26 protein-coding genes, 1 tRNA gene and 1 pseudogene are annotated in these 26,955 nt (G+C 65.3%); 20 read left to right on the top strand and 8 right to left on the bottom strand.

The window, feature by feature from the left end:
* The first annotated feature begins 56 nt into the window (after window positions 1-56).
* Window positions 57-788, top strand: a complete 732-nt coding sequence (locus AC2D9V_RS04320; protein WP_484712798.1) for an SDR family oxidoreductase — start codon at window positions 57-59, stop codon at window positions 786-788.
* A 29-nt stretch (window positions 789-817) separates the two neighbouring features.
* Here the strand turns inward: AC2D9V_RS04320 and AC2D9V_RS04315 are convergent, their stop codons facing one another.
* Window positions 818-1,465, bottom strand: coding sequence for a hypothetical protein (locus AC2D9V_RS04315; RefSeq protein ID WP_484712797.1), 648 nt, complete (start codon window positions 1,463-1,465; stop codon window positions 818-820).
* Window positions 1,466-1,723: 258 nt separating this feature from the next.
* Window positions 1,724-2,275: a DUF3833 family protein gene (locus AC2D9V_RS04310; RefSeq protein WP_484712796.1), complete on the bottom strand. Its 552-nt coding sequence runs from the start codon at window positions 2,273-2,275 to the stop codon at window positions 1,724-1,726.
* Window positions 2,276-2,390: 115 nt separating this feature from the next.
* Between AC2D9V_RS04310 and ttcA the strand changes: the two genes are divergently transcribed.
* The 5 genes from ttcA (at window position 2,391) to yihA (ending at window position 8,328) form a co-directional block, all read left to right on the top strand.
* Window positions 2,391-3,260: a tRNA 2-thiocytidine(32) synthetase TtcA gene (gene ttcA, locus AC2D9V_RS04305; protein WP_484712795.1), complete on the top strand. Its 870-nt coding sequence runs from the start codon at window positions 2,391-2,393 to the stop codon at window positions 3,258-3,260.
* A gap of 20 nt (window positions 3,261-3,280) precedes the next feature.
* Window positions 3,281-4,822, top strand: a complete 1,542-nt coding sequence (locus AC2D9V_RS04300; protein ID WP_484712794.1) for an EAL domain-containing protein — start codon at window positions 3,281-3,283, stop codon at window positions 4,820-4,822.
* Between the two features lie 253 nt (window positions 4,823-5,075).
* On the top strand, window positions 5,076-6,920 hold the full coding sequence (yidC, locus tag AC2D9V_RS04295; RefSeq protein ID WP_484712793.1) for a membrane protein insertase YidC: 1,845 nt from the start codon (window positions 5,076-5,078) through the stop codon (window positions 6,918-6,920).
* Window positions 6,917-7,681 (top strand): MOSC domain-containing protein, encoded by a 765-nt coding sequence (locus AC2D9V_RS04290; RefSeq protein WP_484712792.1) that lies wholly within the window; start codon window positions 6,917-6,919, stop codon window positions 7,679-7,681. The genes yidC and AC2D9V_RS04290 overlap by 4 nt, the downstream gene beginning before the upstream one ends.
* A complete protein-coding gene (yihA, locus tag AC2D9V_RS04285) occupies window positions 7,678-8,328 on the top strand; it encodes a ribosome biogenesis GTP-binding protein YihA/YsxC (RefSeq protein WP_484712791.1) in 651 nt (216 codons plus the stop codon). Before AC2D9V_RS04290 ends, yihA begins: the two co-directional genes overlap by 4 nt.
* Before the next feature lie 55 nt (window positions 8,329-8,383).
* Here the strand turns inward: yihA and AC2D9V_RS04280 are convergent, their stop codons facing one another.
* Window positions 8,384-8,887: a DUF1269 domain-containing protein gene (locus tag AC2D9V_RS04280; protein ID WP_484712790.1), complete on the bottom strand. Its 504-nt coding sequence runs from the start codon at window positions 8,885-8,887 to the stop codon at window positions 8,384-8,386.
* A 114-nt stretch (window positions 8,888-9,001) separates the two neighbouring features.
* Window positions 9,002-10,939 (bottom strand): lytic transglycosylase domain-containing protein, encoded by a 1,938-nt coding sequence (locus tag AC2D9V_RS04275; protein ID WP_484712789.1) that lies wholly within the window; start codon window positions 10,937-10,939, stop codon window positions 9,002-9,004.
* 146 nt (window positions 10,940-11,085) lie between these two features.
* Here AC2D9V_RS04275 and dapA point away from each other — a divergent pair, with 146 nt between their 5' ends.
* The 3 genes from dapA (at window position 11,086) to AC2D9V_RS04260 (ending at window position 13,948) form a co-directional block, all read left to right on the top strand.
* Window positions 11,086-11,958 carry a 4-hydroxy-tetrahydrodipicolinate synthase gene (dapA, locus tag AC2D9V_RS04270; protein WP_484712788.1) on the top strand — a complete coding sequence of 291 codons (873 nt, stop codon included), beginning with the start codon at window positions 11,086-11,088 and terminating at the stop codon, window positions 11,956-11,958.
* A 113-nt stretch (window positions 11,959-12,071) separates the two neighbouring features.
* Entirely contained in the window at window positions 12,072-13,100 is a 1,029-nt protein-coding gene (locus tag AC2D9V_RS04265) for a trans-3-hydroxy-L-proline dehydratase (RefSeq protein ID WP_484712787.1), read from the top strand.
* Window positions 13,097-13,948: a DMT family transporter gene (locus AC2D9V_RS04260; protein WP_484712786.1), complete on the top strand. Its 852-nt coding sequence runs from the start codon at window positions 13,097-13,099 to the stop codon at window positions 13,946-13,948. Before AC2D9V_RS04265 ends, AC2D9V_RS04260 begins: the two co-directional genes overlap by 4 nt.
* A 136-nt stretch (window positions 13,949-14,084) precedes the next feature.
* Here the strand turns inward: AC2D9V_RS04260 and rlmH are convergent, their stop codons facing one another.
* The 3 genes from rlmH to AC2D9V_RS04245 form a co-directional block, all read right to left on the bottom strand.
* Window positions 14,085-14,558, bottom strand: a complete 474-nt coding sequence (rlmH, locus tag AC2D9V_RS04255) for a 23S rRNA (pseudouridine(1915)-N(3))-methyltransferase RlmH (protein ID WP_484712785.1) — start codon at window positions 14,556-14,558, stop codon at window positions 14,085-14,087.
* The gene (gene rsfS, locus AC2D9V_RS04250) at window positions 14,558-14,881 is read right to left on the bottom strand and encodes a ribosome silencing factor (protein ID WP_484713403.1); all 324 of its coding nucleotides are present in this window, start codon (window positions 14,879-14,881) and stop codon (window positions 14,558-14,560) included. Before rsfS ends, rlmH begins: the two co-directional genes overlap by 1 nt.
* Before the next feature lie 258 nt (window positions 14,882-15,139).
* The gene (locus tag AC2D9V_RS04245) at window positions 15,140-15,733 is read right to left on the bottom strand and encodes an SOUL family heme-binding protein (protein WP_484712784.1); all 594 of its coding nucleotides are present in this window, start codon (window positions 15,731-15,733) and stop codon (window positions 15,140-15,142) included.
* A 216-nt stretch (window positions 15,734-15,949) separates the two neighbouring features.
* Here AC2D9V_RS04245 and leuC point away from each other — a divergent pair, with 216 nt between their 5' ends.
* The 10 genes from leuC (at window position 15,950) to AC2D9V_RS04195 (ending at window position 25,761) form a co-directional block, all read left to right on the top strand.
* Window positions 15,950-17,356, top strand: coding sequence for a 3-isopropylmalate dehydratase large subunit (leuC, locus tag AC2D9V_RS04240; protein ID WP_484712783.1), 1,407 nt, complete (start codon window positions 15,950-15,952; stop codon window positions 17,354-17,356).
* Window positions 17,357-17,607: 251 nt separating this feature from the next.
* On the top strand, window positions 17,608-18,270 hold the full coding sequence (locus AC2D9V_RS04235; RefSeq protein ID WP_484712782.1) for a VPLPA-CTERM sorting domain-containing protein: 663 nt from the start codon (window positions 17,608-17,610) through the stop codon (window positions 18,268-18,270).
* A 139-nt stretch (window positions 18,271-18,409) separates the two neighbouring features.
* Complete coding sequence (gene leuD, locus AC2D9V_RS04230) at window positions 18,410-19,015, top strand: 3-isopropylmalate dehydratase small subunit (RefSeq protein WP_484712781.1); 606 nt, start codon at window positions 18,410-18,412, stop codon at window positions 19,013-19,015.
* Between the two features lie 274 nt (window positions 19,016-19,289).
* Window positions 19,290-20,099 carry a hypothetical protein gene (locus AC2D9V_RS04225; RefSeq protein WP_484713402.1) on the top strand — a complete coding sequence of 270 codons (810 nt, stop codon included), beginning with the start codon at window positions 19,290-19,292 and terminating at the stop codon, window positions 20,097-20,099.
* A 71-nt stretch (window positions 20,100-20,170) separates the two neighbouring features.
* Window positions 20,171-21,172: an endonuclease/exonuclease/phosphatase family protein gene (locus AC2D9V_RS04220; protein ID WP_484713401.1), complete on the top strand. Its 1,002-nt coding sequence runs from the start codon at window positions 20,171-20,173 to the stop codon at window positions 21,170-21,172.
* A gap of 53 nt (window positions 21,173-21,225) precedes the next feature.
* Window positions 21,226-22,332: a 3-isopropylmalate dehydrogenase gene (leuB, locus tag AC2D9V_RS04215; protein WP_484712780.1), complete on the top strand. Its 1,107-nt coding sequence runs from the start codon at window positions 21,226-21,228 to the stop codon at window positions 22,330-22,332.
* 48 nt (window positions 22,333-22,380) lie between these two features.
* Complete coding sequence (locus tag AC2D9V_RS04210; RefSeq protein WP_484712779.1) at window positions 22,381-23,235, top strand: DMT family transporter; 855 nt, start codon at window positions 22,381-22,383, stop codon at window positions 23,233-23,235.
* Window positions 23,236-23,348: 113 nt separating this feature from the next.
* Window positions 23,349-24,314, top strand: coding sequence for a DMT family transporter (locus tag AC2D9V_RS04205; protein WP_484712778.1), 966 nt, complete (start codon window positions 23,349-23,351; stop codon window positions 24,312-24,314).
* A gap of 47 nt (window positions 24,315-24,361) precedes the next feature.
* Window positions 24,362-24,438 (top strand) — tRNA-Pro (locus AC2D9V_RS04200).
* Between the two features lie 117 nt (window positions 24,439-24,555).
* Window positions 24,556-25,761 (top strand): serine hydrolase domain-containing protein, encoded by a 1,206-nt coding sequence (locus tag AC2D9V_RS04195; RefSeq protein ID WP_484712777.1) that lies wholly within the window; start codon window positions 24,556-24,558, stop codon window positions 25,759-25,761.
* On the opposite strand, the pseudogene AC2D9V_RS04190 reads toward AC2D9V_RS04195, so the two are convergent.
* Window positions 25,758-25,868: pseudogene (locus AC2D9V_RS04190) on the bottom strand (ornithine cyclodeaminase); the annotation flags it as partial. The gene AC2D9V_RS04195 and the pseudogene AC2D9V_RS04190 overlap by 4 nt on opposite strands.
* A 219-nt stretch (window positions 25,869-26,087) precedes the next feature.
* On the opposite strand from AC2D9V_RS04190, the gene AC2D9V_RS04185 reads away from it, so the two are divergent.
* On the top strand, window positions 26,088-26,951 hold the full coding sequence (locus AC2D9V_RS04185; RefSeq protein ID WP_484712776.1) for a Stf0 family sulfotransferase: 864 nt from the start codon (window positions 26,088-26,090) through the stop codon (window positions 26,949-26,951).
* Window positions 26,952-26,955 lie beyond the last annotated feature (4 nt).

Here is a 26,955-nt window from a genome sequence, read left to right as displayed (position 1 = left end):
CAAGCCTTGCCTTCCCCCCGCGAAGGCGTAGCCTTGCGGACAAAGGAGCACCCCCGATGTCCGAACAGAAAACCCTTGTGCTGACAGGCGCCAGCCGCGGCATCGGCCATGCGACGGTCAAGCGCTTTTCTGCCGAGGGGTGGCGGGTCCTGACCTGCTCGCGCCAGCCCTTCGATCCGCGCTGCCCCTGGCCGGGTGGTGAGGACAACCATATCGAGATCGACCTTGCCGATCCGAACAAGACCATCGCCGCGATCGAGACGATCAAGGGCAAGGTGGGCGGCCGCATCCACGCGCTCGTAAACAATGCCGGGATCAGCCCCAAGGGGCCGGGTGGCGCGCGGCTGAACACCATGACCACGGACCTTCGGACCTGGGGCCATGTCTTCCACGTGAACTTCTTCGCCCCGGTGATCCTTGCCCGCGGCCTGAAAGACGAACTGACCGCGACCCAAGGCAGCATCGTGAACGTCACCTCTATCGCCGGGGTCAGGGTGCATCCCTTCGCCGGCGCGGCCTATGCGACCTCGAAGGCCGCGCTTGCCGCGCTCACGCGCGAGATGGCGCATGACTTCGGGCCTTACGGCGTGCGGGTGAACGCCATTGCCCCGGGCGAGGTGGAAACCTCGATCCTGTCGCCGGGCACTGACAAGATCGTGGAAAAGCTGCCGATGCAGCGGCTGGGCCAGCCGAAGGAAGTGGCCGATGTGATCTGGTTCCTGTGCTCGGACCAGTCGAGCTACATTTCCGGCGCCGAGATAGAGGTGAACGGCGCGCAGCACGTCTGACAGCGGCCCGGGAAGGCTGTGGGGAGCGGTCAGGCGACGACGATGCAGGGACGGAGCGTCAGCCCTGACGCGCGGACACCTGCAGGCTGTAGCGCCGACTTCAGTCGGTCAGACAGGAAGATCCGGCCAAGTATCTGCAGGTCAATCCACAGGTCGGCGCCTTCCGCTGAAGATGCGCGTGCCGCGAGTACATCCTCTTCAATGTGCGACCGCCAAAGCCTTTCGGACGTCCCTCGCAGTTCTAGTCCTGTTGATTGTTCGGCCACCAGCGTCTCTTTCGTCTCGCAGATGTGGAAAATGAACCAGCGGCCCGGCCGCAGGGTCTTCTGATCAAACTCGTAAAGCGGCACCTCGAAAAGTTGGCTGGACCCAAGGCCAAAGCCGGACAGGAAATCACGGAATTTCGCAGAGATCACGTGAAGTCCGCCGCCGATTCTAAACCAATCCGGTAAGCCGGACCGATAGGCCTCGGTCAGGTCGGACTTGGTGAAGAACATATAGTCGGGAACCAAGTCCGCTTTTAGCGGATTTCCGTCCGGGTAGAGTGCTGAATTGGACAATGCAACTCTCTTCTGCAGGTCATTATCCGGAAGGTGAAAGTCAATCTTTCTCACATTGCTCATCTCGCTCAGGAACGTCGTATTCCATATCTTCGGAATATCAGCGGTCATCGTCATTCCCAGTTACTTGCAGAGGGGCTGAAGCGTGAGAGGGCAATGCAGCGCACGGGGAGGTCAGGACTGAACCACGGGTAGGCTTTGCCCGTCAATCAGGGGCTGATCTTTCGCCTCACAAGCACCTGTGCACCCGAGATCGAGGGGGATTGCGGGTGGCATGTCTGACGGGCCGCTCATCAAGCCCTTGCGGGCTTTCTTCGCTTTGGTCTGGCGCGCGGGTCAGCGAAGAAAGCCCGCAAGGGCTTGATGAGTGTCTGGTCACCGGCGCTTCTCGAACGAGATGATGACGTCGCCGATATCAAGGCCGAAGCGCTTCATGTAGGCCCGGTTCAGCACCCGGTCTTTCGACATGAGCCACATCCAGTCGTCAAAGGTCACGCGGACCGTATCCACCGTCCCATCCGCCGCCGGGACCGGCAAGTCGATGGTGTAGCGCCAGTTGAACCGGTCGCCATCCTCGCGCCCCGTAGCCTTGCCGATCACGCCGGGGGCGGTGCCCTCCCAGGTCTGGTCGGCGGTCACCGGCCCGGTCTTGACCAGCGTCCAGATGCGCTGCTCGGTCGACCCGTCCTCGTAGACGAAATCCTCGACCAGCTTCAGCCGCTCGCCGTCCCAGTCGCCCTGCACCGTCACGTCGAACCGGCGCCGGGCCTTGCCGAAGACGTCCTGGAACTGGCCCTGCGCGACGACGGTGCCGTCGAAGAACTCTTCCAGATTCAGCTCGCGGTCGCTGAGGGCGGGGTCGTCGAAGGACGGCTTGCCAGTGCAGGCGGCCAGAAAGAGGGGGAGCGAAAGGAGAAGAAGGCGCATCGACAGACCTCGCGTTTGCACGTGATACGCGCGGGGCGGGGAACCGGATGACCGCCGGGCTTTGCCTTGGGCTGGCGGATCGGGCATAAGGACGCCAATCCCGCGAGGCCTGCCCATGCTTGACGACAGCGACGACGATATCCACCCGCTCTTCCACGGGGCGCCGAAGAGCCTTGAGTTCCGCAAGCTGAGGAAGCGCCTTGTGCAACAGGTGCGTGAGGCGATCGACACCTATGGCATGGCAAAGGCGGGCGACCGCTGGCTCGTCTGCCTTTCGGGCGGCAAGGACAGCTACACACTTCTGGCGGTGCTCACCGAACTCAAGTGGCGTGGCCTTCTGCCGGTGGACCTTCTGGCCTGCAACCTGGACCAGGGGCAGCCGAACTTTCCGGCGACCGTCCTGCCGGACTTCCTGACCCGGATGGGCGTACCCCACCGGATCGAATACCAGGACACCTATTCCGTCGTCATCGACAAGATCAAGCCGGGGGGCACGATGTGCAGCCTCTGCTCGCGCCTCAGGCGGGGGAACCTCTACCGCATCGCGCGCGAAGAGGGGTGCTCGACCGTCGTCCTCGGCCATCACCGCGACGACATCCTCGAGACCTTCTTCATGAACCTCTTCCATGGCGGCCGGCTTGCCTCCATGCCGCCGCGCCTTCTGAACGAGGACGGCGATCTTTACCTCGCCCGCCCGCTGGCCTTCGTCGCCGAGGCGGACTGCGACCGTTTCGCAAAGGGCATGGGCTATCCGATCATTCCTTGCGACCTTTGCGGCAGCCAGGAAGGGTTGCAGCGGGCGCAGGTGAAGAAGCTGCTGGATGACTGGGAGGCGCGGACCCCCGGCCGCCGGCAGATCATGTTCCGAGCGCTGATGAACGTGCGCCCGTCGCACCTTGCCGACCCCGCGCTTTTCGACTTTGCCGGGCTTGCTGCCGCTCTGGCTGATGCAGACAATTCTCTGCAACTTTCGGCTGAGCATTAAGGAACTGATCAGGAACATCCGTGCAAGCTGACCCCGATGCCGGGCTTTGCCTGGCCTTTCCGGGGGATGTCGTGATGACACTTGCCGTCAGGGGATGGGTGCGTGGGATCAGATGGCCGGACCTTGGCCTTCTCCTGCCGGTGCTGGCGCTGCCGGCGTACCTTCTCCTTGGCTGGGTGGAAATCCTGGTCCTCGCCGTGGGGCTGCCGCTTCTGGCGGCCCTCCTGCGCCGTGTCTTGCCCCGGGGGGTAACCCCGGCCGTCGCCGATCAGGCGATCGCTGCGCTGGATTCGGGCCTTGCAGCGGGTCAGGGGCGACAGACGGGCTGCCTTGTCCTCCAGTTCGATACGCTGCAGGCCGTCTGTGACCGGCTGGGCCGCGCCCGCCAGTCCGAGATTCTGGCCGCCTCGGTCGCCCGCATCCGGGGGGCGCTGAGGCCGGGGGACTTGCTCTTCGCGCTTGAGGACGGGTGCCTTGTCATCGTCCTTGGCCCGACCGAACGGCTGGACCTCGAAAGCATGGTGCGCATCGCCGGTCGGCTGCAGCTGGTGGCCCAGCAGCCGATGCAGCTTGGGCCGGACATGGTGCAGCTGACCTGTTGCATCGGCTTCTGCCACGCCCGCCAGATCGAAGGGGCGACTGGTCGCGGGCTCCTTGAGGCCGCACAGGTCGCAACCGACGCGGCCCTTGGCCACGCGCCGGGCGCGATCCGGGCCTATACGGCCGATCTGGCCCAGGCCCGTACCGACCGTGACGCGCTCCGCGCCGCATTCGCCGGGGCTGTCGCCGCGGGCGAGGTCCGCGCCCATTTCCAGCCGCAGGTCAGCACCGACACGGGCGATGTCTCGGGGATGGAGGCTTTGGCGCGCTGGCACCACCCAGAACGCGGGCTTCTTTCGCCCGGCGTGTTCCTGCCGGCGATCGAGGGCACGGACCTCATGAATCTTCTGGGCGAGGCGATGCTGAACCAGTCCCTCCAAGCGCTGGCGGGCTGGGATCAGGCCGGTCTGCGGGTCCCCACGGTTTCGGTCAACTTCTCCGCGCGTGAGCTTTCCGATCCCGAACTTCCCGAACGCCTGACCTGGGCGCTGGACGGTCTTGGCCTTCGCCCGGAACGCCTGACGGTCGAGGTGCTGGAATCGGTCGTGGCCAAGGACGGCGATGACATCATTGCCCGCAACATCGGACGGATCGCGAAAATGGGCTGCGGCGTCGACATGGACGACTTCGGCACCGGCAATGCCTCGATCACCTCGATCCGGCGCTTTGCACTGCGGCGGCTGAAGATCGACCGCAGCTTCGTCCGGTCGGTCGACGGCAACCGCGACCAGCAGCAACTGGTCACCGCGATCCTTTCCCTGGCCGAGCGTCTGGGCCTCGAGACTCTGGCCGAGGGGGTCGAAACCCAAGGCGAACATGCCATGCTGGCGCAGCTTGGCTGCGGCCATGTGCAGGGCTTCGTGGTCGCGCGTCCGATGCCACTGGAAGACGTCACACCATGGCTGGTCGATCACCGCACCCGCCTTGCCCAGGCACTGCGGATCGGGGTCCGCGCGCCATAACTTTCATTGTACAGGCGGCGCATCCCTGAAACGACCTTCAGGCAGGGCCCGTTGGTCCGGTCCGGGCACCCGATGGACCGGCCCGGACGCCGGGAAGGGACGCTCAGGCACAAACCCGCCGCAAGAGCTTAGTCACCGCCGCCCGCGGATTTGATCGGCATCCCGGCCCGATCCGGGCAAAACCGCTTGACCTTTCCCTGCCCCTGTCGTTGAAGCACCGCTGATCAAGCTTCGGTCGCATGGTGGCGGGCAGATGGAACAAGAGAACAACAAGAACCTGATCCTGGCGATGGTCCTGTCCGCCGCGGTCATGATCGTCTGGTTCGTCCTCTTCCCACCGCCCGAGCCGCCGGCCGACCTTGCCGCCCCGACCGCCGGGCAGACCGTGACCGACGGCACCGCGCCCGCCGTCGCCCCCGCCGATCCTGCCGCCGCCAGCGCCGGGGCCACCCCCGATGCGGTGCTCGAGGCACCTCGCCTGACGATCGATACGCCCAAGCTCGCCGGCACGATCTCGCTGCTGGGCGGGCGTGTCGACGACCTCTCGCTGAAGAAGTACCGCGAGACGATCGAACCCGACTCGGACATCGTGCACCTTCTGGAACCGGTGGGAGAGGCCTTGCCCTACTACTCGGTCTTCGGCTGGCTGCCGGGCACCGGCCTCCAGCCGGGCGAAGTTCCCGATGCGATGACCCAGTGGACGCTGGTCGGCAACCAGACCCTCACGCCCGAGGCCCCCGTCACCCTGGAATGGAACAACGGCAAGGGCCTCACTTTCCAGCGCAGCGTCGAGATCGACGAACACTACATGTTCACCGTGACCGACACGGTCCGGAACAGCTCCGGCGCCCCGGTCACCCTTCAGCCCTATGGCATCATCGCACGCCACGGCCTGCCTCAGCTTCAGAACATCTTCGTCGTCCACGAAGGCGCCATCCAGCGCGTCGATGGTGAGCTGACCGAAACCAACTATGCCGATTTCACAGAGTTCGAGGTCGACCCGAACGAGGGCCTTCCTGCCGTCGTGTCGAACGGCACCGTGGACGGCTGGGTCGGCTTTACGGACCACTACTGGATGACCACCCTCGTCCCCGAGCAGGGCACGCCCTACAAGCAGGTCCTGAAGTTCGTCCCCAGTGCCGAGATCTACCAGGCCGAAGTGCGCCCGCCGGCGATCACGCTTGCGGCCGGGGAAGAAACCGTCTCGTCGCTGCGCTTCTTCGCCGGGGCGAAGGAATGGGCGACCATCCGCAACTATCAAAACAATGAAGGCATCGCGGGCTTCCTCGATTCCATCGACTGGGGCTGGTTCTACTTCCTGACGAAGCCCATCTTCGCCGTCCTGCACTGGCTGAACCTGCAGATCGGCAACATGGGCCTTGCCATCATCGCCCTGACCTTCTTCCTCAAGTTCCTCGTCCTGCCCCTGGCCTACAAGTCCTACGTCTCGATGGCGCGGATGAAGGAGCTCCAGCCGGAAATGGAGGCGATCAAGGAACGTGCCGGCGAAGACCGCCAGCGCATGCAGCGCGAGATGATGCAGCTTTACAAGGACAAGAAGGTCAACCCGGCCGCGGGCTGCCTGCCGATCCTGATCCAGATCCCGATCTTCTTTGCGCTTTACAAGGTGATCTTCGTCACCATCGAACTGCGCCACGCCCCCTTCGTCGGCTGGCTGCGCGACCTCTCCGCGCCCGACCCTTCGTCGATCTTCAACGCCTTCGGGCTTCTGCCCTGGGACGCGCCCGTTACAGGCTCGCTTCTGCACCTGATCTTCATCGGGCTCCTGCCGATCCTCCTCGGCATCTCGATGTGGCTCCAGCAGAAGCTGAACCCGGCACCGACCGATCCGATCCAGCAGCAGATCTTCGCCTGGATGCCCTGGGTCTTCATGTTCATGCTGGGCGGCTTCGCCAGCGGCCTTGTGGTCTACTGGATCACCAACAACACGATCACCTTCATCCAGCAGTACCTGATCATGTGGAGCCACGGAAACCGGCCCGACATCTTCGGAAACATCAAGGCGGCCAAGGCGGCACGGGTTGCGGCCAAGACACCGCAACCGCCCGCGACCCCGCCGAAAAAGGGCAAGAAGTGACAGCCCCGGGCGTTGGCCACGTCGCACACCTGGTCCGGCACCCGGTCAAGTCTGCCGGATACGAACGGGTTGATGAGGCCGCGCTGGTCCCCGGCGCGGCCTTTCCATTCGACCGCGTCTGGGCCGTGGCCCATGCCGCCGCGCGCCTGACCGATCCGCCGGCCTGGGCCCCGAAGCTGCAATTCCTGCGGGGCTGGGGCTCGCCTGCGCTGATGGCGATCAGCTGCCGTTCCGCCCCCGAAGCGGGCGAGATCACGCTCAGCCACCCAGCCCGCCCGACCGCCACCTTCCGCCCCGATGATCCCGCCGATGCCGCGCGGCTGATCGACTGGCTGCGCCCGCTCTGGCCCGAAAACCGCCCCGAACCTGCGCGGGTGATCCGCGTGCCCGGGCAGGCGCTGACCGATCAGGACCAGCCGCTCGTCTCGATCAACTCCACCGCTTCGCTGGCCGACCTTTCGGCGCGGATGGGACAGGACCTGTCGATCCACCGCTTCCGGGGCAACATCTGGGTCGAAGGCTGGACCCCCTGGGCCGAGCTTGACCTTGTGGGCAAGGACATCACCATCGGCGGGGCCCGCCTGCGCGTCGAAGAGCCGATTGGCCGCTGCCGCGCAACGGGCGCCAACCCCGAAACCGGGGCGCAGGACGCCGACACGATGCGCGCGCTCGAGTCTGGCTATGGCCACACCGACTTCGGCGTCTTTGCCCGGGTGATCGCAGGCGGCACCCTGCGGCTGGGTGATGAGGTCCGGGCATGAGCATGGTCTTCACCCTTGCCCCCGAACCCGACGAAGACGCGCGCGAAACCGGGCGGCTGATGTTCGCCGGACCGGTCACCTTCGTGAAGGGCGTCGTCGCCATGCCCGGCCTGCCCCCGGCGGACCGGCTGGAGGTCTGTTTTGCCGGCCGCTCGAACGTCGGCAAGTCCAGCCTCATCAACGCGCTGACCGGCCGCAAGGACCTTGCACGCGCCTCGAACACGCCCGGCCGGACGCAGGAGATCAACTATTTCGCTTTGGGCGAGTCGCGCTACCTCGTCGACCTACCGGGCTATGGTTATGCCGAGGCCCCGGTGGCCATCGTCGCCAAGTGGCAGGCGCTTCTGAAGCAGTATCTCGCAGGTCGCCAGACCCTGCGGCGGGCCTTCGTGCTGATCGACGCCCGGCACGGGATCAAGGCCGTCGATGCCGAGATCCTGACCCTCCTCGACCGTTCGGCGGTGACCTTCCAGGTGGTCCTGACCAAGGTCGACAAGATCAGCCGGGCGGCACGCGAAGCGGTGATCGAACAGGTGAAGGGCGCCCTTGCAAAGCATCCGGCGGCCTACCCCGAGATCGTGGTGACCAGCTCGGAAAAGGGCGAGGGGATCGAGACCCTGCGCGCGATCATCGCGACGCTGGAATAGGGCGAAGACACGGACGCCGCGGCTTACCGCGACGCCCAAAGGTGTCTCCGGAAGATCAGGCCGTAGCGCCGGGTTTGTCGATCGCGGCGCGCAGGGCGGCTTCCTGTTCATCCGACAGCGAGGTTTGGATCACCCGGCCCTTGGCATGGAACTCGGACAGTCCGGCAAGGACCTTGTCCCCGGTCATCCGCCGCACCAGGACGCAGACGGCGGCACCGCCCGCGGTCAGCGACGCGCCGATATCCTTCATCTTCTGGTCGTTGATCCCGATGTCCGAGAACTTGCCCGAAAGCGCCCCGGCCCCGGCCCCGACCGCCGCACCCAGCAGCGGGTTCAGGAACAGAAGCCCGATCAGGGCACCCCAGAGGCCGCCGCCCGCAGCGCCCGCCGCCGTCAGGTTGACCGGCTGGTGCAGCACCACATTGCCGTCCGCCGACTTCGACACGACGACGATGTCCTCCAGCTGCAGAAGATAGTCGCCCTGCATCTTGACCAGTGCCGCGCGCATCTCGAAAGCGGTGGCTTCGTCATCGAAGGCAACAACGATCAGGTCCGACATTCTTTCCCCTCCAGGATTTGCAGGGCCGATGGGTCCGGCCCCCGGTCAGCATGAAAGGAGATCGTCACAGGCGCAAGACGCGCGTCGGCATCCGGTGGCGAAGAGGTCCGTGTGTCAGCCCCGCAGCTCCTCGCTTATGCGGACCGGCCCGACCTCGCCCTTCAGTTTCGCCCGGTAGATCACCACGCCTTCGGCGACCCGCATCACATAGGTCCGGGTCTCGGCGAAGGGGATCGTCTCGACCCAGTCCACCACATCCACGTCCGGGCTACGCGGGTCGCCGAATTCACCGATCCACCGGCGTGGGCGGCCCGGACCGGCGTTGTAGCCGGCGGCGATCAGGGCGATCGAGGGGCCGAACTCCTCGATCATCTCGGCCAGATAGGCGGCCCCCATCGCGACGTTGTAGGCCGGGTCGCTGGTCAGCCTGCCAGCGTCGAACGGCTTGCCCAGTTTCTCGGCCATCAGCTTCGCGGTCCCGGGCAGGACCTGCATCAGCCCGCGAGCATCCGCCGAAGACCGCGCCGCCGGGTCGAACTCGCTTTCCCGCCGCGCGATCGCCAGGGCCAGGGCGCGGCTGACCGACAGGCCATCGGGCACCATGTCTGGCACGGGATAATAGACGCCCGGCAGGATCAGCCCCCGCTCGGCCGCGGCCTTGCCCAACAGCACCTGCAGATGCGGCTGGCCCCAGTCCGAAACCATGTCGGCGATCTGGGCCAACCCGGTCTCGTCCTGGCTTTCGGCGAGATGCAAGAGGAACCGCTTGGCCAGCGTCAGGTCTCCCGCCGCAAGCAGAAGCTCGGTCGCCGCCATCACCGAGGACTGCCGGAACCCCGCGCCCTGCCAGTCCGGCACCGGGCTTTCGGCCAGAAGGCCCGCGTCCAGCGTCAGGCCCAGCCGTTCTGCCGCCAAGAGCCCATAGAAGGCGGTCTGATGCTTCGCCGCCGCCTGAAAACTCGCCGTGCCGTCCTGCCCCGCCGCCTCTTCCGCCCGGCCGATCCAGTAATTCGCCCGTGCAAGGCTGATCGGAGTCGAGACGGCGGCCAAGAGGTTCCGGAAATGCGGCAGCGCCGCCGCCGGGTCGTCCAGCCGGCGCAGGGCGATGAACCCGGCGAGAAACTCAAGGTCGGCATAGTCCGAAGCCCCACCCCCGCCCGGCGGGATGAAATGGCTTGCGGCAACGCGGTAGGCTTCAGCCGGCCGGCCCTGCCGCATCAGCCAGCGCGCCAGGATCGCACGGCGGTCGGCCCAGGCCTCGGGACGGCCAAGGGCCGCGGCACTGGTTGACCGCGCCAGGATCATCTCCAGCGCGTCGTCATAGGCATCGCGCTTCATCCGCCAGATGAACCGGTCATGGGCCAGCCCGGCATCGTCGGCACGCGCTTCGGGCACCGCCTCGATCAGCGCGGTCACCCCCTTCGCCTCGCCCTGCAGCGCAAGCCGCGCCTTGGCCAAGGCCTGCAGGTCGGGGGCCACGCGCGGCAGAAGGCGCGTCGCCTCGGCCCGGCGGCCCTCCCACAGAAGGGTGTCGAGCCTCAGGTCATGCACCAGCTCCAGCGCCTCGGGCTTGAGCGCCACCAGCGCAGCCTCTTCCTCGGCGGAAAACGAAAGACTTGCCCAGGCCTGCATCGCCACGGTCTCGGCCTCGGCCACCTGGCCCGCCGCGAGAAGCGCCCGCACATAGGCGACAGCGCCCGCTCCGGTCCGGGGCGGACCCGCCTTGAACCAGGCAATGACCCGCGCGGGATCATCCGAACGCGCCACCGCCTCTTCGCCCTTCTCGCGCAGAAGGGTCAGGCCAGGCCAATCCGGGTTCCGGGCCAGAAAATCCTCGTACTCCCCCAGCCGCCCTTCGCCCGCCCGCAGCCGCTGCCATTCGATGACATCCCGCCCCGCCCCTGATGGCGCCACGGCAAGCGCGCCGTCCCAGTCGCGCCCCGCCGAAAGCTGAAGCGCCGTGCGCATGGCCTGCGCGGTATCGGCCGATCCCGGGCCGCTGGCGACGAAAGCGGCGAGAAGCGCCGCACCGAGGAGTGTTCTGACTGTCATGGCGCGGAATCTGCCAAAGCCCAGCGGCGGCCACAACCCACAGTTCCGTCAGTATGCCCCCGAACTTGCACGTCTTGGCTTTGCAGGGCCTTGGCGCTAAGAGAGGCGCGGTCCGCGGCAATCATGCCATGAAAAGGAGAAGCGTCATGATCAGAGGGTCCCTTCCTGCCCTGGTGACGCCGTTCAAGAACGGTGAGCTGGATCTGGTGATGCTGAAGAAACTTGTCGACTGGCACATCGCCGAAGGCAGCCACGGTCTGGTGCCGGTCGGCACCACCGGCGAAAGCCCGACCCTCAGCCATGCCGAGCATCAGCGCGTGATCGAGGAAGTCGTCGCCATCGCCGCCGGCCGCGTGCCGGTGATCGCGGGCGCGGGCTCGAACAACACGGTCGAAGGAATTTCCCTCATCCGCCATGCCGAAAAGGTCGGGGCGACGGCGGCCCTTGTCGTGACACCCTATTACAACAAGCCCACGCAGGCCGGCCTTGTCGCGCATTACACCGCGCTGCATGACTGCTGCACGCTGCCGATCGTCGTCTACAACATCCCCGGGCGCAGCGTCGTCGACATGACGCCCGAGACGATGGGCACTCTCGCGAAACTGCCCCGGATCATCGGGGTCAAGGACGCCACCGGGAAGATCGAGCGGGTAAGCCAGCAGCGCGCCACCTGCGGCGCCGATTTCATCCAGCTTTCGGGTGAGGACGCCACTGCCCTTGGCTTCAACGCGCATGGCGGGGTGGGCTGCATCTCGGTCACCGCGAACGTCGCCCCCCGCCTCTGCGCGGAATTCCAGGAGGCCACCCTGCGCGGCGATTACGCCAAGGCGCTGGAGTATCAAGACCGTCTGATGCCGCTGCATGAGGCGATCTTCATCGAACCGGGCCTCGTCGGCGCGAAATACGGCCTGTCGCTCCTTGGCCTTTGCAGCGAAGAGGTTCGCCTGCCGCTCGTGGGCCTGACCGACGGGACCAAGGCCAGGATCAAGGCCGCGATGAAGCACGCCGGGCTGATCTGAAGCACCCAAAATTCTTGAGCAAGAATTTTGACAAATCCTTTGCTTAAAGGATTTGGGTCCTCTGCATTGCCGGGGTCCTTGTCATTTACGCCCGGCCCGATCATGGTCCGCCCATGCGTAGCACCAAGACCATTCATGTCATCTCTGCCCATGCCGAGGGCGAGGTTGGCGACGTAATCGTCGGTGGCGTCGCGCCGCCGCCCGGCGCGACCCTCTGGGAGATGCGCGAGACGCTCTGGCGTGACCAGACCCTGCGGAATTTCGTCCTGAACGAACCGCGTGGCGGAGTGTTCCGGCATGTGAACCTCCTCGTTCCGCCGAAGGACCCCCACGCGCAGATGGGCTTCATCATCATGGAGCCCGAGGACAACCCGCCGATGTCGGGGTCGAACTCGATCTGCGTGGCGACCGTGCTTCTGGACAGCGGCATTCTGCCGATGACCGGGCCGGTGACCGAACTGGTGCTCGAGGCCCCGGGGGGCCTTGTCACCGTCCGCGCCGACTGCCGGGGCGGCAAGGCCGAACGCATCCATGTGCGGAATCTTCCCTCCTTCGCCGACCGGCTGGGCGTGCCCCTGGATGTGCCTGGGATCGGGCGGTTGATGGTGGACACGGCCTACGGGGCAGACAGCTTCGTCGTGGTCGATGCCGAAGCCCTGGGCTTCACCCACGCGCCGGAAGAGGCGCATGCGATGGCAACGCTCGGCGTGCAAATCACCAAGGCCGCCGATGAGCAGCTGGGCTTCAGCCACCCCGAAAATCCCGATTGGCGGCATTTCTCCTTCTGCCTCTTCGCCGGGCCGCTGACCCGTGTCGCCGACGGGTGGGACACGCAACACGCCGTCGCGATCCGGCCTGGCAAGATCGACCGTTCGCCCACCGGCACCGCCGTCTCGGCCCGCCTCGCGATCCTCGCGGCGCGGGGCCAGATCGCCCCGGGCGAGGTCTTGCGCGCGCATTCGCTGATCGGTGGCACGTTCGAGGGCCGCATCGTAGGGGCGAGCCGCGTCGGCGACCTTCCCGCGATCCTGCCGGAAATCTCGGGCCGGGCCTGGATCACCGGCATGCATCAGCACATGCTCGACCCCGACGATCCCTGGCCGACCGGCTATCGCCTGTCGGACACCTGGGGCGCGCGTTGACGCTGACCGAGAACCAGCGCGGCGCTCTCTTCATGACGGCATCGATGGCGGGCTTCGCTGTCGAGGATGTCTTCGTGAAGGCCGCCGCGCAAAGCCTTCCCCTCGGCCAGGTCCTTCTGACCATCGGCCTTGCCGGAATGCTGGTCTTCGCGGCCATGGCTCTCCGGCAGGGCGAGGCGCTGTTGCCGCCCGCCTTCCTGTCGCGCGCCATGCTGGTCCGCTCCGGTTTCGAGATCGTGGGCCGGCTCTTCTATGGCCTGGCGATCACGCTGACCGCCTTGTCGACCACGTCGGCGATCCTGCAGGCGACGCCGCTGGTCGTGGTGGCGGGTGCCGCCCTGATCTTCGGCGAAAGGGTAAGCTGGCAGCGCTGGCTTGCGGTTCTGGTGGGCTTTGTTGGGGTGCTGGTGATCCTGCGCCCGGGGGCGGATTTCTCGGCCCTCTCCCTCCTCGCGGTTATCGGCCTCTTGGGCTTTGCCGGGCGGGACCTCGCCACGCGGGCGGCACCGAAGGGGCTGTCGAACCGCCAGCTTGGCGCCCTGGGCTTTGCGATGCTGGCGATCGCCGGGACGATCCTTCTGGTAATCTCGGGCGGGGCAAGGGTGCCGGACGCCATGACGGCGGCGCAGCTTCTTGGCGGCGCAGTCTTCGGGATGGCGGGTTATCACGCCCTGACCTATGCCATGCGGACAGGCGAGGTTTCGGCAGTCACACCCTTCCGCTACACGCGCCTCGTCTTTGCGATGGTGCTGGCGATGGTCCTTTTCGCCGAGCGTCCCGATCTTGCGACATGGGCAGGCGCGGCGCTGGTGGTGGGGTCGGGTATCTTCGCGCTGACCCGCCGCTAGGGCGGTTTTCCGTCGCGGTTAACGCTTCATGCGTCTTCCGCGCGTAGAGACGCGAGGAAGACAGAAGGAAGACGGAAAGAAGACGCACAAAATCGCTTGAAATCAGCAGGTTAACGCCCCGTCGCGCGGGCTGCGCTCAAGCCCTGTGATAAGGCGACCCGGCAAGGATCGTCGCCGCACGGTACAGCTGCTCGACCAGCATGACCCGCACCAGCATATGCGGCCAGACCATCCGCCCGAAGCTGATCGACACGTCCGCCCGCTCCCGCAGCGACGGCGCAATCCCGTCCGCCCCGCCGATGACGAAGGCCACGTCCTGCCGCCCCCCATCCCGCCATTTCGCGAGTTCCGCCGCAAATTCCGGCGAGGACATCAGCTTCCCACGCTCATCCATGGTCACCAGCAGGGCCCCCGCCGGAACCGCCCTTGCCAGAAGCTCGGCCTCGGCCTCCATGCCCCCGCCCTTGCGGTCCTCGACCTCGATCTCGTAAAGCGGGCCAAGCGCCAGCGGCTTTCCCGTGCGGTTGAACCGCATGTGGTAATCTTCAAGAAGCGCACGCTCGGGCTGATCCGCGCGGATCCGGCCCACGGCACAAAGATGCAGCCGCATCAGACCTTTGCGGCGCGGGGTGCCCCCGCCGGAAGCCACATCTTCTCCAGCTGGTAGAACTCGCGCACTTCCGGGCGGAAGACGTGGACGATCACGTCGCCCGCGTCGATCAGCACCCAGTCGCCGGTTTCCTTGCCTTCCATCCGGACCGAGATCCGCATGTCCTGCTTCAGCCGGTCCGCCAGCTTTTCCGAGATCGACGCGACCTGCCGCGAGGACCGGCCCGAGCAAATGACCATGTAATCGGCCACATCGGACCGCCCGCGCAGGTCAATCTGCACGATGTCCTCGGCCTTGTCGTCATCGACGGATTTCAGGACCAGGGCAAGGACAGCCTCGGAGGTCTGCCCCTCGGCCGGGGTGGCGGCAGCGGGCTTGGGGCGCGGGCCGACCGGCAGGCCGGTGGCGGGATCGGAATGCGACAGGACAGGGTCCTCCAATGCGCGCGCGGCAAGCGGCCCCCGCGCCGGGCCATGGAAGAAGACTAACACCGGAAGGGGGCAATCTCAACCAAAGCCCGGGCGACTACGCCTTAATCCGCAGCTTTGCAAGGCGGGATCGCGGCAAGGGCGAAAGGCCGGCTAGCGGATGGTGAAGGCAACCTCGTTGCGCCGGTTCCACGGCAGGGTCATCGGCGCATCGTAGAAGTAGTAATGCGGGCCGCCGGTGATGGTCAGGCCCTCGGCTTCAGCCCAGGCGCGCAGGGCCTCGGCCCGCTCGGCAAGGTTGGCGGTCCCGGGCAGGCCAGAGAACCGTTCGACCACCTGCCGGGAGGGGCCGGCCTTGATGAACCTGATCGCGTCGGTGCGGGGGGCGGGAAGCGTTTCGGTCGTGTAGCGGGCGGGCATCATGAAGCTGACGGTCCAGCCTTCGCCTTCGGGGCTCTGGGCCACGGGCACGGTCATCGCGATCTTCTCGCCGCTGGCATTGCCGCCGAAGATGTATCCGGCCAGCACCCGGAACCCCGCCTGGATCGCGCCCTGGCGGGAGCCGGAGACCTTCACCTCGGCCAGAAGATGCGGGCCGTAACTGCGTATCTCGCGCGCGCCGTCGGTGCGCTCGACGGTATAGGGCGGCATCTCGTAGCCCTTGTGGGTGCTCTCCTGCGTGCCCTCGGCCCCGACTGAACCTGCCATCGCCATCCCCATCGCCAGCACCGCCATGAACCGTCGCATCCGCCGTCCTCCTGCACCATCCACCTAGCTTGCCTGACAGCGAATTCGAGCGTATATCGCCCGCATGTCCGGCTTCATCTACTTTGACATCACCGATCATGCGCGGCTTCCCGCCCGTTTCTTCGGCATGACCCGCTCGGTCCTCGCCCGCGCCTGACGCGTGCGCCCTGACCTGACCACCCGCATCCAAGCCATCCCGAACCGAAGGTGAGAGCCATGTCCGCTCCGCGTACGCTTTACGACAAGATCTGGGACGACCACGTTGTCCATCAGGCCGATGACGGCACCTGCCTCCTCTACATCGACCGCCACCTCGTGCACGAAGTGACCAGCCCCCAGGCCTTTGAGGGGCTGCGGATGACCGGCCGAAAGGTGCGCGCGCCGGAAAAGACCATCGCCGTGCCGGACCACAACGTGCCGACGACGCTGGACCGCGCCAATGCCGCGACGATGACCGAGGACAGCCGCATCCAGGTGGCGGCACTCGACAAGAACGCCAAGGACTTCGGGATCAACTACTACCCGGTGTCCGACGTGCGGCAGGGGATCGTGCACATCGTCGGGCCGGAACAGGGCTGGACCCTGCCCGGGATGACGGTCGTCTGCGGTGACAGCCACACCGCGACGCATGGGGCCTTCGGGGCCCTCGCGCACGGGATCGGGACCTCGGAGGTGGAGCATGTGCTGGCCACCCAGACGCTGATCCAGCGGAAAGCAAAGAACATGAAGGTCGAGATCACCGGGTCCCTGCGCCCCGGTGTCACGGCCAAGGACATCACCCTTTCCGTCATCGGTCACACCGGCACCGCCGGCGGCACCGGCCATGTGATCGAATACTGCGGCCAGGCGATCCGCGAGCTTTCCATGGAAGGCCGGATGACCGTCTGCAACATGGCGATCGAGGGCGGCGCCCGCGCCGGCCTGATCGCGCCGGACGAAAAGACCTTTGCTTACTGCTTGGGCCGCCCGCACGCGCCGAAGGGTGCCAAGTGGGAGGCGGCGCTGGCCTACTGGAAGACCCTCTTCACCGATGAGGGCGCGCATTTCGACAAGGTCGTGACCATCAGGGGCGAAGATATCGCCCCCGTCGTCACCTGGGGCACCAGCCCCGAGGACGTGCTGCCGATCACCGGCGTCGTGCCGTCGCCCGACCAGTTCACCGGCGGCAAGGTCGAGGCGGCGCAGCGTTCGCTTGACTACATGGGCCTCAAGCCCGGCCAGAAGCTGGACGAGATCGCGATCGACACGGTCTTCATCGGCTCCTGCACCAACGGCCGGATCGAGGACCTGCGGGCTGCCGCCGCCATCCTGAAGGGCAAGAAGATCGCCGTGAAGCGCGCGATGGTCGTCCCCGGCTCGGGCCTCGTTCGCGCGCAGGCCGAGGAAGAGGGCCTGGCCCAGATATTCATCGACGCGGGCTTCGAATGGCGGCTTGCCGGCTGCTCCATGTGCCTGGCGATGAACCCGGACCAGTTGGCCCCCGGCGAACGCTGTGCCGCGACCTCGAACCGCAACTTCGAGGGCCGGCAGGGCCGCGGCGGCCGCACGCACCTGATGTCGCCCGCCATGGCGGCAGCGGCGGCGATCACCGGGCGGCTGACGGACGTGCGCGAGATGATGTGATTCGTTTTCTGCTGTTGCAGCTATCGCGACAATGGACTCGCATCAGATTAACTGGTCAGCGACGGGCGCAGGCACTTGCCTTGCGGTCCGCGCCTGACTCGCCTCAGGATTGCAAAATGCGGCAAACTTTGGGCAATAGTGTGTAAATGCAAAGAAAGACTGGAATGTGTCCGGCCGCTACGGTAACTGTTCTGAGAGCTGGTAGTCGGTGCATCCGTTTCTTGATTGGCTGAATTTGTGAGGGAAAGATCATGAAGGTTCTATTCATTGCCGCGGCATTGCTGTGCGCACCGATGGCGGCCGGGGCGACGACGATTTTCAGCGACGATTTCGAAAGCCCGGAGATCGCAGCGAACAAGACATGGCAGGTCTTCCAGACCTTTTCCGATTGGGAACGCACATCCGGTTCCGGAATCGAGATCCAGCGGACTGGGGCCGTCGGGGGCATTTCCGCGAACAGCGGCGACCAGTACGTGGAACTCGACAGCGACAACCAGGAGGGTGGCCTTCCGAACCAGCCCAAGAACTCGTCGATGACGACCAAGCTGAACCTTGCCGGCGGCAGCTACCGTCTTGACTGGTACTACCGGCCACGGACGAATACGGCCAACGACAACATCATCAGCGTGTATCTTGCGGGTGCCGGTGAAGGCCTCTTTACCAAGCTCCTTGGCACGATGAACAAGAAAACCTCCCAGAGCAATGTCTGGGAAAAGGTCAGCTACGTCTTCTTCGTCGATGGGACGAAGAACAAGTACGCGCTGACCTTCCGCGCCGAAGGGCTGGACAACGAACTTGGCGGCCTCATCGACGACGTTTCCGTCGCGGCCGTTCCGGTTCCTGCTGCGGGCTTCCTGTTGCTTGGGGCACTGGGCGGGCTTGTCGCGCTTCGCCGCCGCAAGGTGGCTGCCTGATCGCTTTCCTTTCGGAAGAAACGGAACGCCGCGCCGTCCGGGCGCGGCGTTTCGCATTTCCGGGGGGCTTGGATCAGCAGCGCGGGTTTGCTAGGGCAGCAGGCAAAGCGCACGACTCCCTTTTTCAAGGACCGCACACATGACCCCTTTCACCACCCTGACCGGCATCGCGGCCCCCATGCCGCTGGTCAACATCGACACCGACATGATCATCCCTAAGCAGTTCCTGAAGACGATCCAGCGGTCGGGATTGGGGAAGAACCTGTTCGACGAGATGCGCTATACGCCGGACGGGGCCGAAATCCCCGACTTCGTGCTGAACCAGCCCGCCTGGCGCAAGGCCGAGATTCTTGTGGCAGGCGACAACTTCGGCTGCGGTTCCAGCCGCGAGCACGCGCCCTGGGCGCTCCTTGACTTCGGCATCCGCTGCGTGATCTCGACCTCGTTTGCTGACATCTTCTACAACAACTGCTTCAAGAACGGCATCCTGCCGGTCGTCCTGCCGCAAGCGGCGGTCGATCACCTGATGGACGATGCGAAGAAGGGTGCCAACGCCAGGATCAGCGTGGACCTGGCCGAACAGACCGTCACCGCTTCGGACGGCAGGGTCTTCGCCTTCGAGATCGACGCCTTCAAGAAACATTGCCTTCTGAACGGCCTCGACGACATCGGCCTGACGATGGAAAAGGGTGCGGCGATCGACGCGTTTGAGGCGAAAGCGGCCACCCTTCGCCCCTGGGCCTGACCTCGGTCGGCGGGCCGCCGCTTGAGGTGCGGCCCGATCCGGCAAAACCTTTGCCACTGACCGTGAAATGGCCACAAAGCTCTGGTTTCATGCTGCAATGATCCCGTGAGTCGGCCAAAGCGGTGTGGAATTGGGCAGGATTGAGGCGCTTCGGAACAACATGAAGGGCATGTTGGGCGGCAAGTTGCAGCTTCGGGTCGTCTCGTCCATCGAGGGCGCGGCGCGGACCTGGCTGAACCGGGCGACCGGGGCGGCGGTGCGTGCCTTCCTCGTCATGGTCCTGATCGTCCTCCCGTCGGTGATCCTGCCCGGCATCGGCACCGATACGAAGCAGATCGTCGCACTGATCGCGCTGTTCGCCGGAACGCTCGTCTTTGTCGAATACAACGCCGTCTATCCCAGCCTTGTGGAATTCCGGGACGGCGCGCCGTTCAACCGCATCCGCTATCTGATGCTGCTTGCGATCGTGCTGTCGCTGTCGGTGATCGTTGCGGACAACTCGAACCCGACCGCCGTCTCAGGCCTGTTCCACGCGCTGGGCATCGTGGTGGGCGAGGCGATGGATTTCCCGTATTCGCCGGTGCGGCTCGCGACCTACATGCTGTCCGACAGCGCGACCGCCGAGCAGATCGCTGCCGTCCGCACCACGGCAGGCACCGCCTATCTGATCTCGCTGCTTTCTCTGGCCGTCTTCGTCATCGTGCTCAAGATGGCCGGCTGGCCCTCGACGAAAAGCGCCTTCAACGTCTGGGTGAACCTCCCCACGTTCGAGCCGACGGCCGGCGGTGACGTGGTGGACCGTCTGGAACGCGACGCAAGGGTCAATCTTGCCGTGGGGTTCCTTTTGCCCTTCGTGGTGCCGGCGCTGGTGACGCTCTTCACTGCGGGCCTGCCGACCAACATCATCTCCTCCCCGCAGACCCTGATCTGGTCGATGGCGGCCTGGGCCTTCCTGCCGGCAAGCCTTCTGATGCGCGGCGTCGCGATGGCGCGCGTCGCCGACATGATCCGCACCAAGCGCGACCTCAAGATCGCGGCCGAGGCCGAGGCCGCCCGTGCCGAAGCTGAAGAGGACGACAGCTGATCCACAACGCCTCGATCCTTGGGTTGGCGCTTGCGCTGGGGGCCACGACCGGCTGCGCAGATCCTCTGCGGATCGCCACCTGGAATGTAGGGCTGGACCGCACCGGTCCCGGCCTTCTGGTGGCCGAGCTTGCCAGGGGCGATACCCCCCAGGTCGCCGCCGTTGTTCGGATTCTGACCGCGCTTGACGCCGACGTCGTCCTGCTGACGTCGCTTGACTATGACCGGGGCGGCGTCGCGCTGGGCCTGCTGGCAGAGCATCTTTCCGCAGCGGGCATCGATTATCCGCATCGTTTTGCCCTGCGGCCCAACACCGGAATGCAGACCGGCTTCGATGTCGATGGCAACGGGCGCATCGGCGACCCGCAGGATGCGCAGGGCTGGGGGCTTTTTTCCGGGCAGGGCGGGATGGCCATCCTCTCGCGCCTGCCACTGGACGCTGGGGCGGCAGAGGACCATTCCGCCTTCTTCTGGCGAGACCTGCCGGATGCCCTTATCCCCGAAGGCATGCCGCCGGGCCTGAAGGAGGTCCAGCGGCTGGCCACGACCGGCTTCTGGGTGGTTCCGGTCCTGACCGACAGCGGCCCCCTGCACCTCCTGGCCTGGCACGCCACCCCGCCGGTCTTTGACGGACCCGAGGATCGGAACGGCCGCCGCAACCATGACGAGGCGACCTTCTGGCGTCTCCTCCTCGATGGTGCCCTGCCGATGACCCCACCCCGCGGCCCATTCGTGCTTCTGGGCGACGCAAACCTTGACCCTGCCGACGGCGACGGGCTTGCCGAAGGGATTACCGCACTTTTGGCCCATCCCGCTTTGCAGGACCCCGGCCCGCGCGGCGCACATGGGCGGACCGAGCCCGCGCATCAGGGTGACCCTGCGCTGGACACAGCACTTTACGAAGGCATTGGCGGGCTCAGACTTGACTATGTCCTGCCCTCTGCCGGGCTGACGGTCACGGCTTCGGGTGTGCTGTGGCCCGGCCCCGCCGATCCGCTGGCCGCCGACCTTACGGCCGCGTCGCGGCACTTTCCGGTCTGGGTCGATCTGCAATCGGACGCCGCGGAACCTTGACCCCGCACGGCCCTTTGGCTAGGCCAGCCGCGACCCTTGTTCCGGAGACCGTCATGGCCAATCCTTCCCTCCTCATCCTTGCCGGAGACGGCATCGGCCCCGAAGTCATGGCCGAGGTGAAGCGGATCATCGGCTGGATGGGCGCAAAGCGTGGCGTCCGCTTCGATGTCAGCGAAGACCTGGTCGGTGGTGCGGCCTATGACGTGCACGGGGTGCCGCTGGCCGATGCCACGATGGCCAAGGCGCAGGCGGCGGATGCCGTGCTGCTGGGCGCGGTCGGCGGGCCGAAATACGACAAGCTCGATTTCAGCGTGAAGCCCGAGCGTGGCCTTCTGCGCCTGCGGAAGGAGATGGACCTCTTCTCGAACCTCCGCCCTGCGCAATGCTTCGACGCGCTGGCTGACTTCTCGTCGCTGAAGCGCGACGTGGTGGCGGGTCTCGACATCGTCATCGTGCGCGAGCTGACTTCCGGCGTCTACTTCGGCGAACCCCGCGGGATCTTCAAAGAAGGCAATGAACGCGTTGGCATCAACACCCAGCGCTACACCGAAAGCGAAATCGCCCGGGTGGCAAAGTCGGCGTTTGAATTGGCACGCAAGCGGTCGAACAAGGTCTGCTCGATGGAGAAGGCCAATGTGATGGAATCGGGCATCCTCTGGCGCGACGTGGTGCAGGAAGTGCATGACCGCGACTACCCGGATGTCGAGCTTTCCCACATGTACGCCGACAACGGCGCGATGCAGCTCGTCCGCTGGCCCAAGCAGTTCGATGTCATCGTGACCGACAACCTTTTCGGCGACGTGCTGTCGGACTGCGCTGCGATGCTGACCGGGTCGCTTGGCATGCTGCCCTCCGCCAGCCTCGGCGCACCGATGGCGAATGGCCGCCCGAAGGCGCTTTACGAACCCGTACATGGCTCGGCGCCGGACATCGCGGGGCAGGGCAAGGCTAATCCGATTGCCTGCATCCTGTCGTTCGCCATGGCGCTGCGCTACAGCTTCGACCTTGGGGATGAGGCGACGCGCGTCGAAAAGGCGGTCGAAAAGGTGCTCGCCGACGGCGTCCGCACCGCCGACCTGATGGGCCCCGAGGGCGGCACGCCGGTCACGACCACCCAGATGGGTGACGCGATCCTCGCGGCGCTTGACGCGAGCCTCTGATCCTGCCTCCGGGGGCAGCCTCGGGGTCCTTTCTGACCGGAGCGGTTGATGTCGCCTGCCCTGAAAGGTGCGCTTTACGGGCTGACGGGCTTCGGCCTCTTTTCGCTTTGCGATGCAACGATCAAGTTCCTCGGGTCAAGCTATGGCCCGGTGCAGATCGTGGCCTTCATGTGCCTCTTCACCCTGCCGATGATCGGGTGCCTTTGGCTGGTCCGGCCGGTGTCGATCCGGCCGGTCCATCCCGTCCTGATGGCAATCCGGACGGCGGCGATCATCGGCAACGGGCTTCTCGTCACCTATGCTTTCACCACGCTGCACCTCGCGCAGGCCTATGCGATCTTCTTTACCCTGCCGCTGATCCTGACGCTGATGGCATGGCCCCTGCTTGGTGACCGGGTGGACCCGGTTGGCGGTCTGGCCGTTGTGATCGGTCTGGCCGGTGTTCTCGTTGCATTGAACCCGGGGCGGGTTGAATTCGACATCGGCCATCTTGCGGCTGTGGGCGGCGTGGTGCTGGCGGCGGTCCATTACCTGATCATCCGCAAGACCGGCGGCGCCGAGGCGACGGTGACCATGCTGTTATACCCTGTCCTCGGCCAGACGGTGGTGGCTTTCCTGATCCTCCCGTCAAGCTATGCGCCGATGCCATTGGGGGATGTTGCCATCTTCGTCCTTCTCGCCGCAGGGGGATTTGCCGGCACGATGATGATGATCGCGGCCTACCGAGTCGCCGCGCCTGTGATCGTCGCCCCGACGCAGTATTCGCAGATCGCCTGGGCCGCCCTTCTTGGTGCGCTGGTCTTTGACGAACCGATGACCTTCGACACGGTGATCGGAATGGTCATCATCGCGGTATCCGGAATGATCGTCGTCATCCGGCAGAACCGGCCCGGGATTGCCTGAGGATTCCGCCCACCTGCCCGGGTCCCGCCCTTGTGGCCGGGGGCAATTTCCGCGATGATGTTTGCGCAACCAGCGGTGGCCGCCCGGGCCGCCTGCCAGCGCGGACCAGACCCATGTCATCCACCCTTCGCGGGGCGCTTCTGTCGCTGGCCGCCTTCGGATTTTACGCGACCCACGACGTCGTGGTGAAGCTTCTCGGCGAAAGCTACACCGCGTTCCAGATCATGTTCTTCTCGGGCCTGATGGGCTTTCCCCTGGTCATGATGATGCTGATGGGCGACCGCCGCGACGGGACGCTGATCCCGCGGCATTCCTGGTGGTCGGCGCTCCGGTCCGTCTCGGCGGTGGCGACTGGGGTCATGGGGTTCTTCGCCTTCTCGCAGCTTCCCATGGCCATCTGCTATGCGATCTTCTTTGCAATGCCTTTGCTCATCACCCTGATGGCGATCCCTTTGCTGGGCGAAAAGGTCGGCATCCGCCGCGGCATCGCGGTGATCGTCGGCCTTGTCGGGGTCATCATCGTCCTCAGGCCCGGCGGCGGCGACGGCTTCTCCATCGGCCACCTCGCCGCGATCGGTGCGGCGGTGACCGGCGCGCTGACCAGCGTCATCGTGCGCAAGATCGGGCAGGATGAGCGGTCCGTGGTCCTGATGCTTTATCCGATGATGCTGACCTTCTTCGCCATGGGCGCGATCATGCCCTTCGTCTATGTCCCGATGCCGGTCGAACACCTTGGGCTGACGGCGGTCATGGCCTTCCTCGGTATGCTGGGGGCCCTCGGCATCATCGCCGCCTACCGCTCGGCCCCGGCGGTGATCGTCGCGCCGATGCAGTATTCCCAGATCATCTGGGCCGCGCTTTACGGCTGGCTCTTCTTTGGCGAGACGGTGGACCTCTACACCGCCCTCGGCTCGGCAGTCATCATCGCCAGCGGCATCTACATCGTCCTGCGTGAAGGCACGCCCCGCGTCAGCCAGAACACCCCGGTCCTCGAAAGCCGCACCCGGATGGACATCGGCACCCAGCCCCGCATCTCAAGCTGGCTGAAACGGTTCGAGCGGACGGGCGATCAGACATGACGCCCCTTGCCAAAGCCGAGGCAACGGGGTAACCCCCCCGCCACGGTCGGAGCGTAGCGCAGTCTGGTAGCGCACCTGCTTCGGGAGCAGGGGGTCGGAGGTTCGAATCCTCTCGCTCCGACCATTTCCCGCCTTTCTTCCTCGACCTCAGACCCACCGGGTCCGTCCTTTCGCTTGACGAAGGCAGCCTTGCCGACGTCTCTGGGCCTGCGACGCCAATGCAAGGTGGAGGAAGGGCGCGATGGCAGAACTCCGGGGTTTGCGTTTCGCCGCAGTCATGCTGATCCTGCCTGTGCTGGCAGGCGGTCTGGCCCTTCCGGCAACCGCCGAGCCGGTCGCAGCCGGCACCTGCGCCACCCCGGGCAACGCCCCCGAGGGCCTTGCCCGCGCGCTTGACCCGCTTCTCGACAGCGTGGTCACCGGCACCGAGTTCGGCGCCGCCCCGGGCGCGGTCCTGTCGGTGATGGGGCCGGGCTGGCGCTATGTCCGCGCGGTCGGGATGGCCGATCCCGAGGCAGGCCTGCCGATCGACTGCGACATGGCCTTCCAGATCGGCAGCAACACCAAGATCCTGACCGCCACCGTCCTGATGCAGCTGCACGAGGAGGGCCGGCTTTCCGTCGACGACCCCCTCTCCCGCCACCTGCCCGACATCGCCGCCCGCCTGCCGAGCGGCGACCGGATCACCCTGCGCCAGCTTCTCCAGCACACCTCGGGCGTCTTCAGCTATACCGACACCGCGCCGGACGGCACGCCCGGTATCGCGGTGGCCAGCATGGGCGATCCCGCCGCCCTCCGCCGGGCCATCACCCCGGACGAGATGGTCGAATTCACCATAACCCACGGCCAGCCCCTCTTTGCCCCGGGCGAGCCGGGCAAATGGGCCTACAGCAACACCGGCTATGCCCTCCTCGGCCTGGTGATCGAGGCGGTCGAGCGCCTGCCGCTCGACAAGGTCTACCAGAACCGGATCTTCGGCCCCCTCGGCATGACCCGCAGCTACCTCTGGGACGGCATCCCGCGTCCGGCCTTCGGGCTGCCGCGATCCTGGCTGATGCCGCCCTACGACGTCGAGACGACGGACTGGAACGTCTCGCAAAGCTGGGCCGGCGGTGGCGTGATCTCGACTGTCGGGGACATGCACCTGTTCCTCTCCGGCCTGATCGAGGGGCGGCTCTTCCAGAACCCCGGGACGCTGGCCCTGATGCAGGACACCGTGCCCTCGCCCATCCCCGGAACCGAAGGCTACGGCCTCGGCCTCATCCGCATAGCGGGCGAGGTCTGGGGCCACGGCGGCCAGACGCTGGGCTACATTTCTTCGGTCGGGGCATCGGCCGGGGACGGGGTGACCTTTGTCGCCTGGGGCAACTCCGCCGGCAACCCGGTGGTGATGATCGCGCCTGCGGTCATCGCCGCATTGCAAGAGGCGGGCGCGCTCGCACCTTAGGCCCGCGCCGCCCAGGCCTTGGCGATATAGGTGGCCGTCATCAGGTCCAGATGAGCGCCACCGCCGTTCTTGGCGATGGTGATCTCATCCGCTGACCGGCGGGTGAAGTGAGCCTATTGCGGATTGTCCTCCCAGGCCCGTCACGCAAATGCTTCGGGAAACGTCGGCCGTTGTGGCTCTTTGCAGTTCATGTTACACCAAATGCTCGCGATCAACTAGTCTCGCACTATGGAGATTAGACGGTCAATCAGTTGAGGCGTAAAGCACGAAGCCTTTGCAAGTCTCGTCGAGCTCATCTGTGCGGGCCGGATACTCTGAGTAATGGAATGCCTCGATCCATATACATTGATTTCATAAGTCGAGTACCCGACGAGATCAAAAGCAATGTCCGAGACATTTGCGCCAGGCTGGGCATTGCGCCGACAGAACAACACCCTTACGCGGAACAGTTCTTGCCTGCAATGGATTGCCCCAAAAGGGAGTGGGCAGAGCGCTTTATCTTGATCGCTTCTACACCCCGGTGCGGCAGTCATTTCCTGGGGCATATGCTGCTCGAGACCGGAAAATGTGGGGTGCCATTCGAGTACTTCAACGAGGGGAACAAGCAATACTGGGCGCGTCGATTTGGAAGACTCCAAATGGATGATCTGTTTTCAGAAATTGTTCAGCATCGGACTAGCGCAAATGGAACTTTTGCCATTAAGTCACACTGGGACCAATACTTCCCGCACATTGCCTCGATGGATCGTCTGACTCGAGGCGTTGGAATTGAAAAAATTGTCTGGATTTCGCGGCGTAGTCAACTGAAGCAGGCAATTTCCATGGTTATCGCTTTGCAGACTGGTGTGTGGATTTCTGGAGCTAAACCAAAGGCCGAGGCCCGCTACGACTATGATGAGATCGTCCGTAGCGCGACATCAATTCGTCACTCAAATCTTTGTTGGCTTGAACATGTCAGCACTCTCCCGCCCGAACGCAGTCTTTCCGTCATTTACGAGGATCTATTGTCTGACAAAGGTGTTCGCGACACGATCAGTCAATTTCTGGATATCGATGCAAAGCTTGAGCCATCGGACCGTACCAGAAAACAGAGCGAAGATCTCAGTGCATCCTGGGAAAAACGCTTCATTGATCAGGTACGTAACGAAGACAGATGGATTCTTGATTTGCCATCGTGGATCCTCAACTAGGACA

Source organism: Tabrizicola sp. T46 (assembly GCF_057219895.1).
This window is presented reverse-complemented; position numbering and strand designations above follow the sequence as displayed.

Bases quoted from the DNA above. Each gene is read 5' to 3' on its own strand.
- AC2D9V_RS04320 (WP_484712798.1), top strand. From the start codon at position 57: ATGTCCGAACAGAAAACCCTTGTGCTGACAGGCGCCAGCCGCGGCATC.
- AC2D9V_RS04315 (WP_484712797.1), bottom strand. From the start codon at position 1,465: ATGACGATGACCGCTGATATTCCGAAGATATGGAATACGACGTTCCTG.
- AC2D9V_RS04310 (WP_484712796.1), bottom strand. From the start codon at position 2,275: ATGCGCCTTCTTCTCCTTTCGCTCCCCCTCTTTCTGGCCGCCTGCACT.
- ttcA (WP_484712795.1), top strand. From the start codon at position 2,391: ATGCTTGACGACAGCGACGACGATATCCACCCGCTCTTCCACGGGGCG.
- yidC (WP_484712793.1), top strand. From the start codon at position 5,076: ATGGAACAAGAGAACAACAAGAACCTGATCCTGGCGATGGTCCTGTCC.
- yihA (WP_484712791.1), top strand. From the start codon at position 7,678: ATGAGCATGGTCTTCACCCTTGCCCCCGAACCCGACGAAGACGCGCGC.
- AC2D9V_RS04280 (WP_484712790.1), bottom strand. From the start codon at position 8,887: ATGTCGGACCTGATCGTTGTTGCCTTCGATGACGAAGCCACCGCTTTC.
- AC2D9V_RS04275 (WP_484712789.1), bottom strand. From the start codon at position 10,939: ATGACAGTCAGAACACTCCTCGGTGCGGCGCTTCTCGCCGCTTTCGTC.
- dapA (WP_484712788.1), top strand. From the start codon at position 11,086: ATGATCAGAGGGTCCCTTCCTGCCCTGGTGACGCCGTTCAAGAACGGT.
- AC2D9V_RS04265 (WP_484712787.1), top strand. From the start codon at position 12,072: ATGCGTAGCACCAAGACCATTCATGTCATCTCTGCCCATGCCGAGGGC.
- rlmH (WP_484712785.1), bottom strand. From the start codon at position 14,558: ATGCGGCTGCATCTTTGTGCCGTGGGCCGGATCCGCGCGGATCAGCCC.
- AC2D9V_RS04245 (WP_484712784.1), bottom strand. From the start codon at position 15,733: ATGCGACGGTTCATGGCGGTGCTGGCGATGGGGATGGCGATGGCAGGT.
- leuC (WP_484712783.1), top strand. From the start codon at position 15,950: ATGTCCGCTCCGCGTACGCTTTACGACAAGATCTGGGACGACCACGTT.
- AC2D9V_RS04235 (WP_484712782.1), top strand. From the start codon at position 17,608: ATGAAGGTTCTATTCATTGCCGCGGCATTGCTGTGCGCACCGATGGCG.
- leuD (WP_484712781.1), top strand. From the start codon at position 18,410: ATGACCCCTTTCACCACCCTGACCGGCATCGCGGCCCCCATGCCGCTG.
- AC2D9V_RS04225 (WP_484713402.1), top strand. From the start codon at position 19,290: ATGGTCCTGATCGTCCTCCCGTCGGTGATCCTGCCCGGCATCGGCACC.
- leuB (WP_484712780.1), top strand. From the start codon at position 21,226: ATGGCCAATCCTTCCCTCCTCATCCTTGCCGGAGACGGCATCGGCCCC.
- AC2D9V_RS04210 (WP_484712779.1), top strand. From the start codon at position 22,381: ATGTCGCCTGCCCTGAAAGGTGCGCTTTACGGGCTGACGGGCTTCGGC.
- AC2D9V_RS04205 (WP_484712778.1), top strand. From the start codon at position 23,349: ATGTCATCCACCCTTCGCGGGGCGCTTCTGTCGCTGGCCGCCTTCGGA.
- AC2D9V_RS04195 (WP_484712777.1), top strand. From the start codon at position 24,556: ATGGCAGAACTCCGGGGTTTGCGTTTCGCCGCAGTCATGCTGATCCTG.
- AC2D9V_RS04185 (WP_484712776.1), top strand. From the start codon at position 26,088: ATGCCTCGATCCATATACATTGATTTCATAAGTCGAGTACCCGACGAG.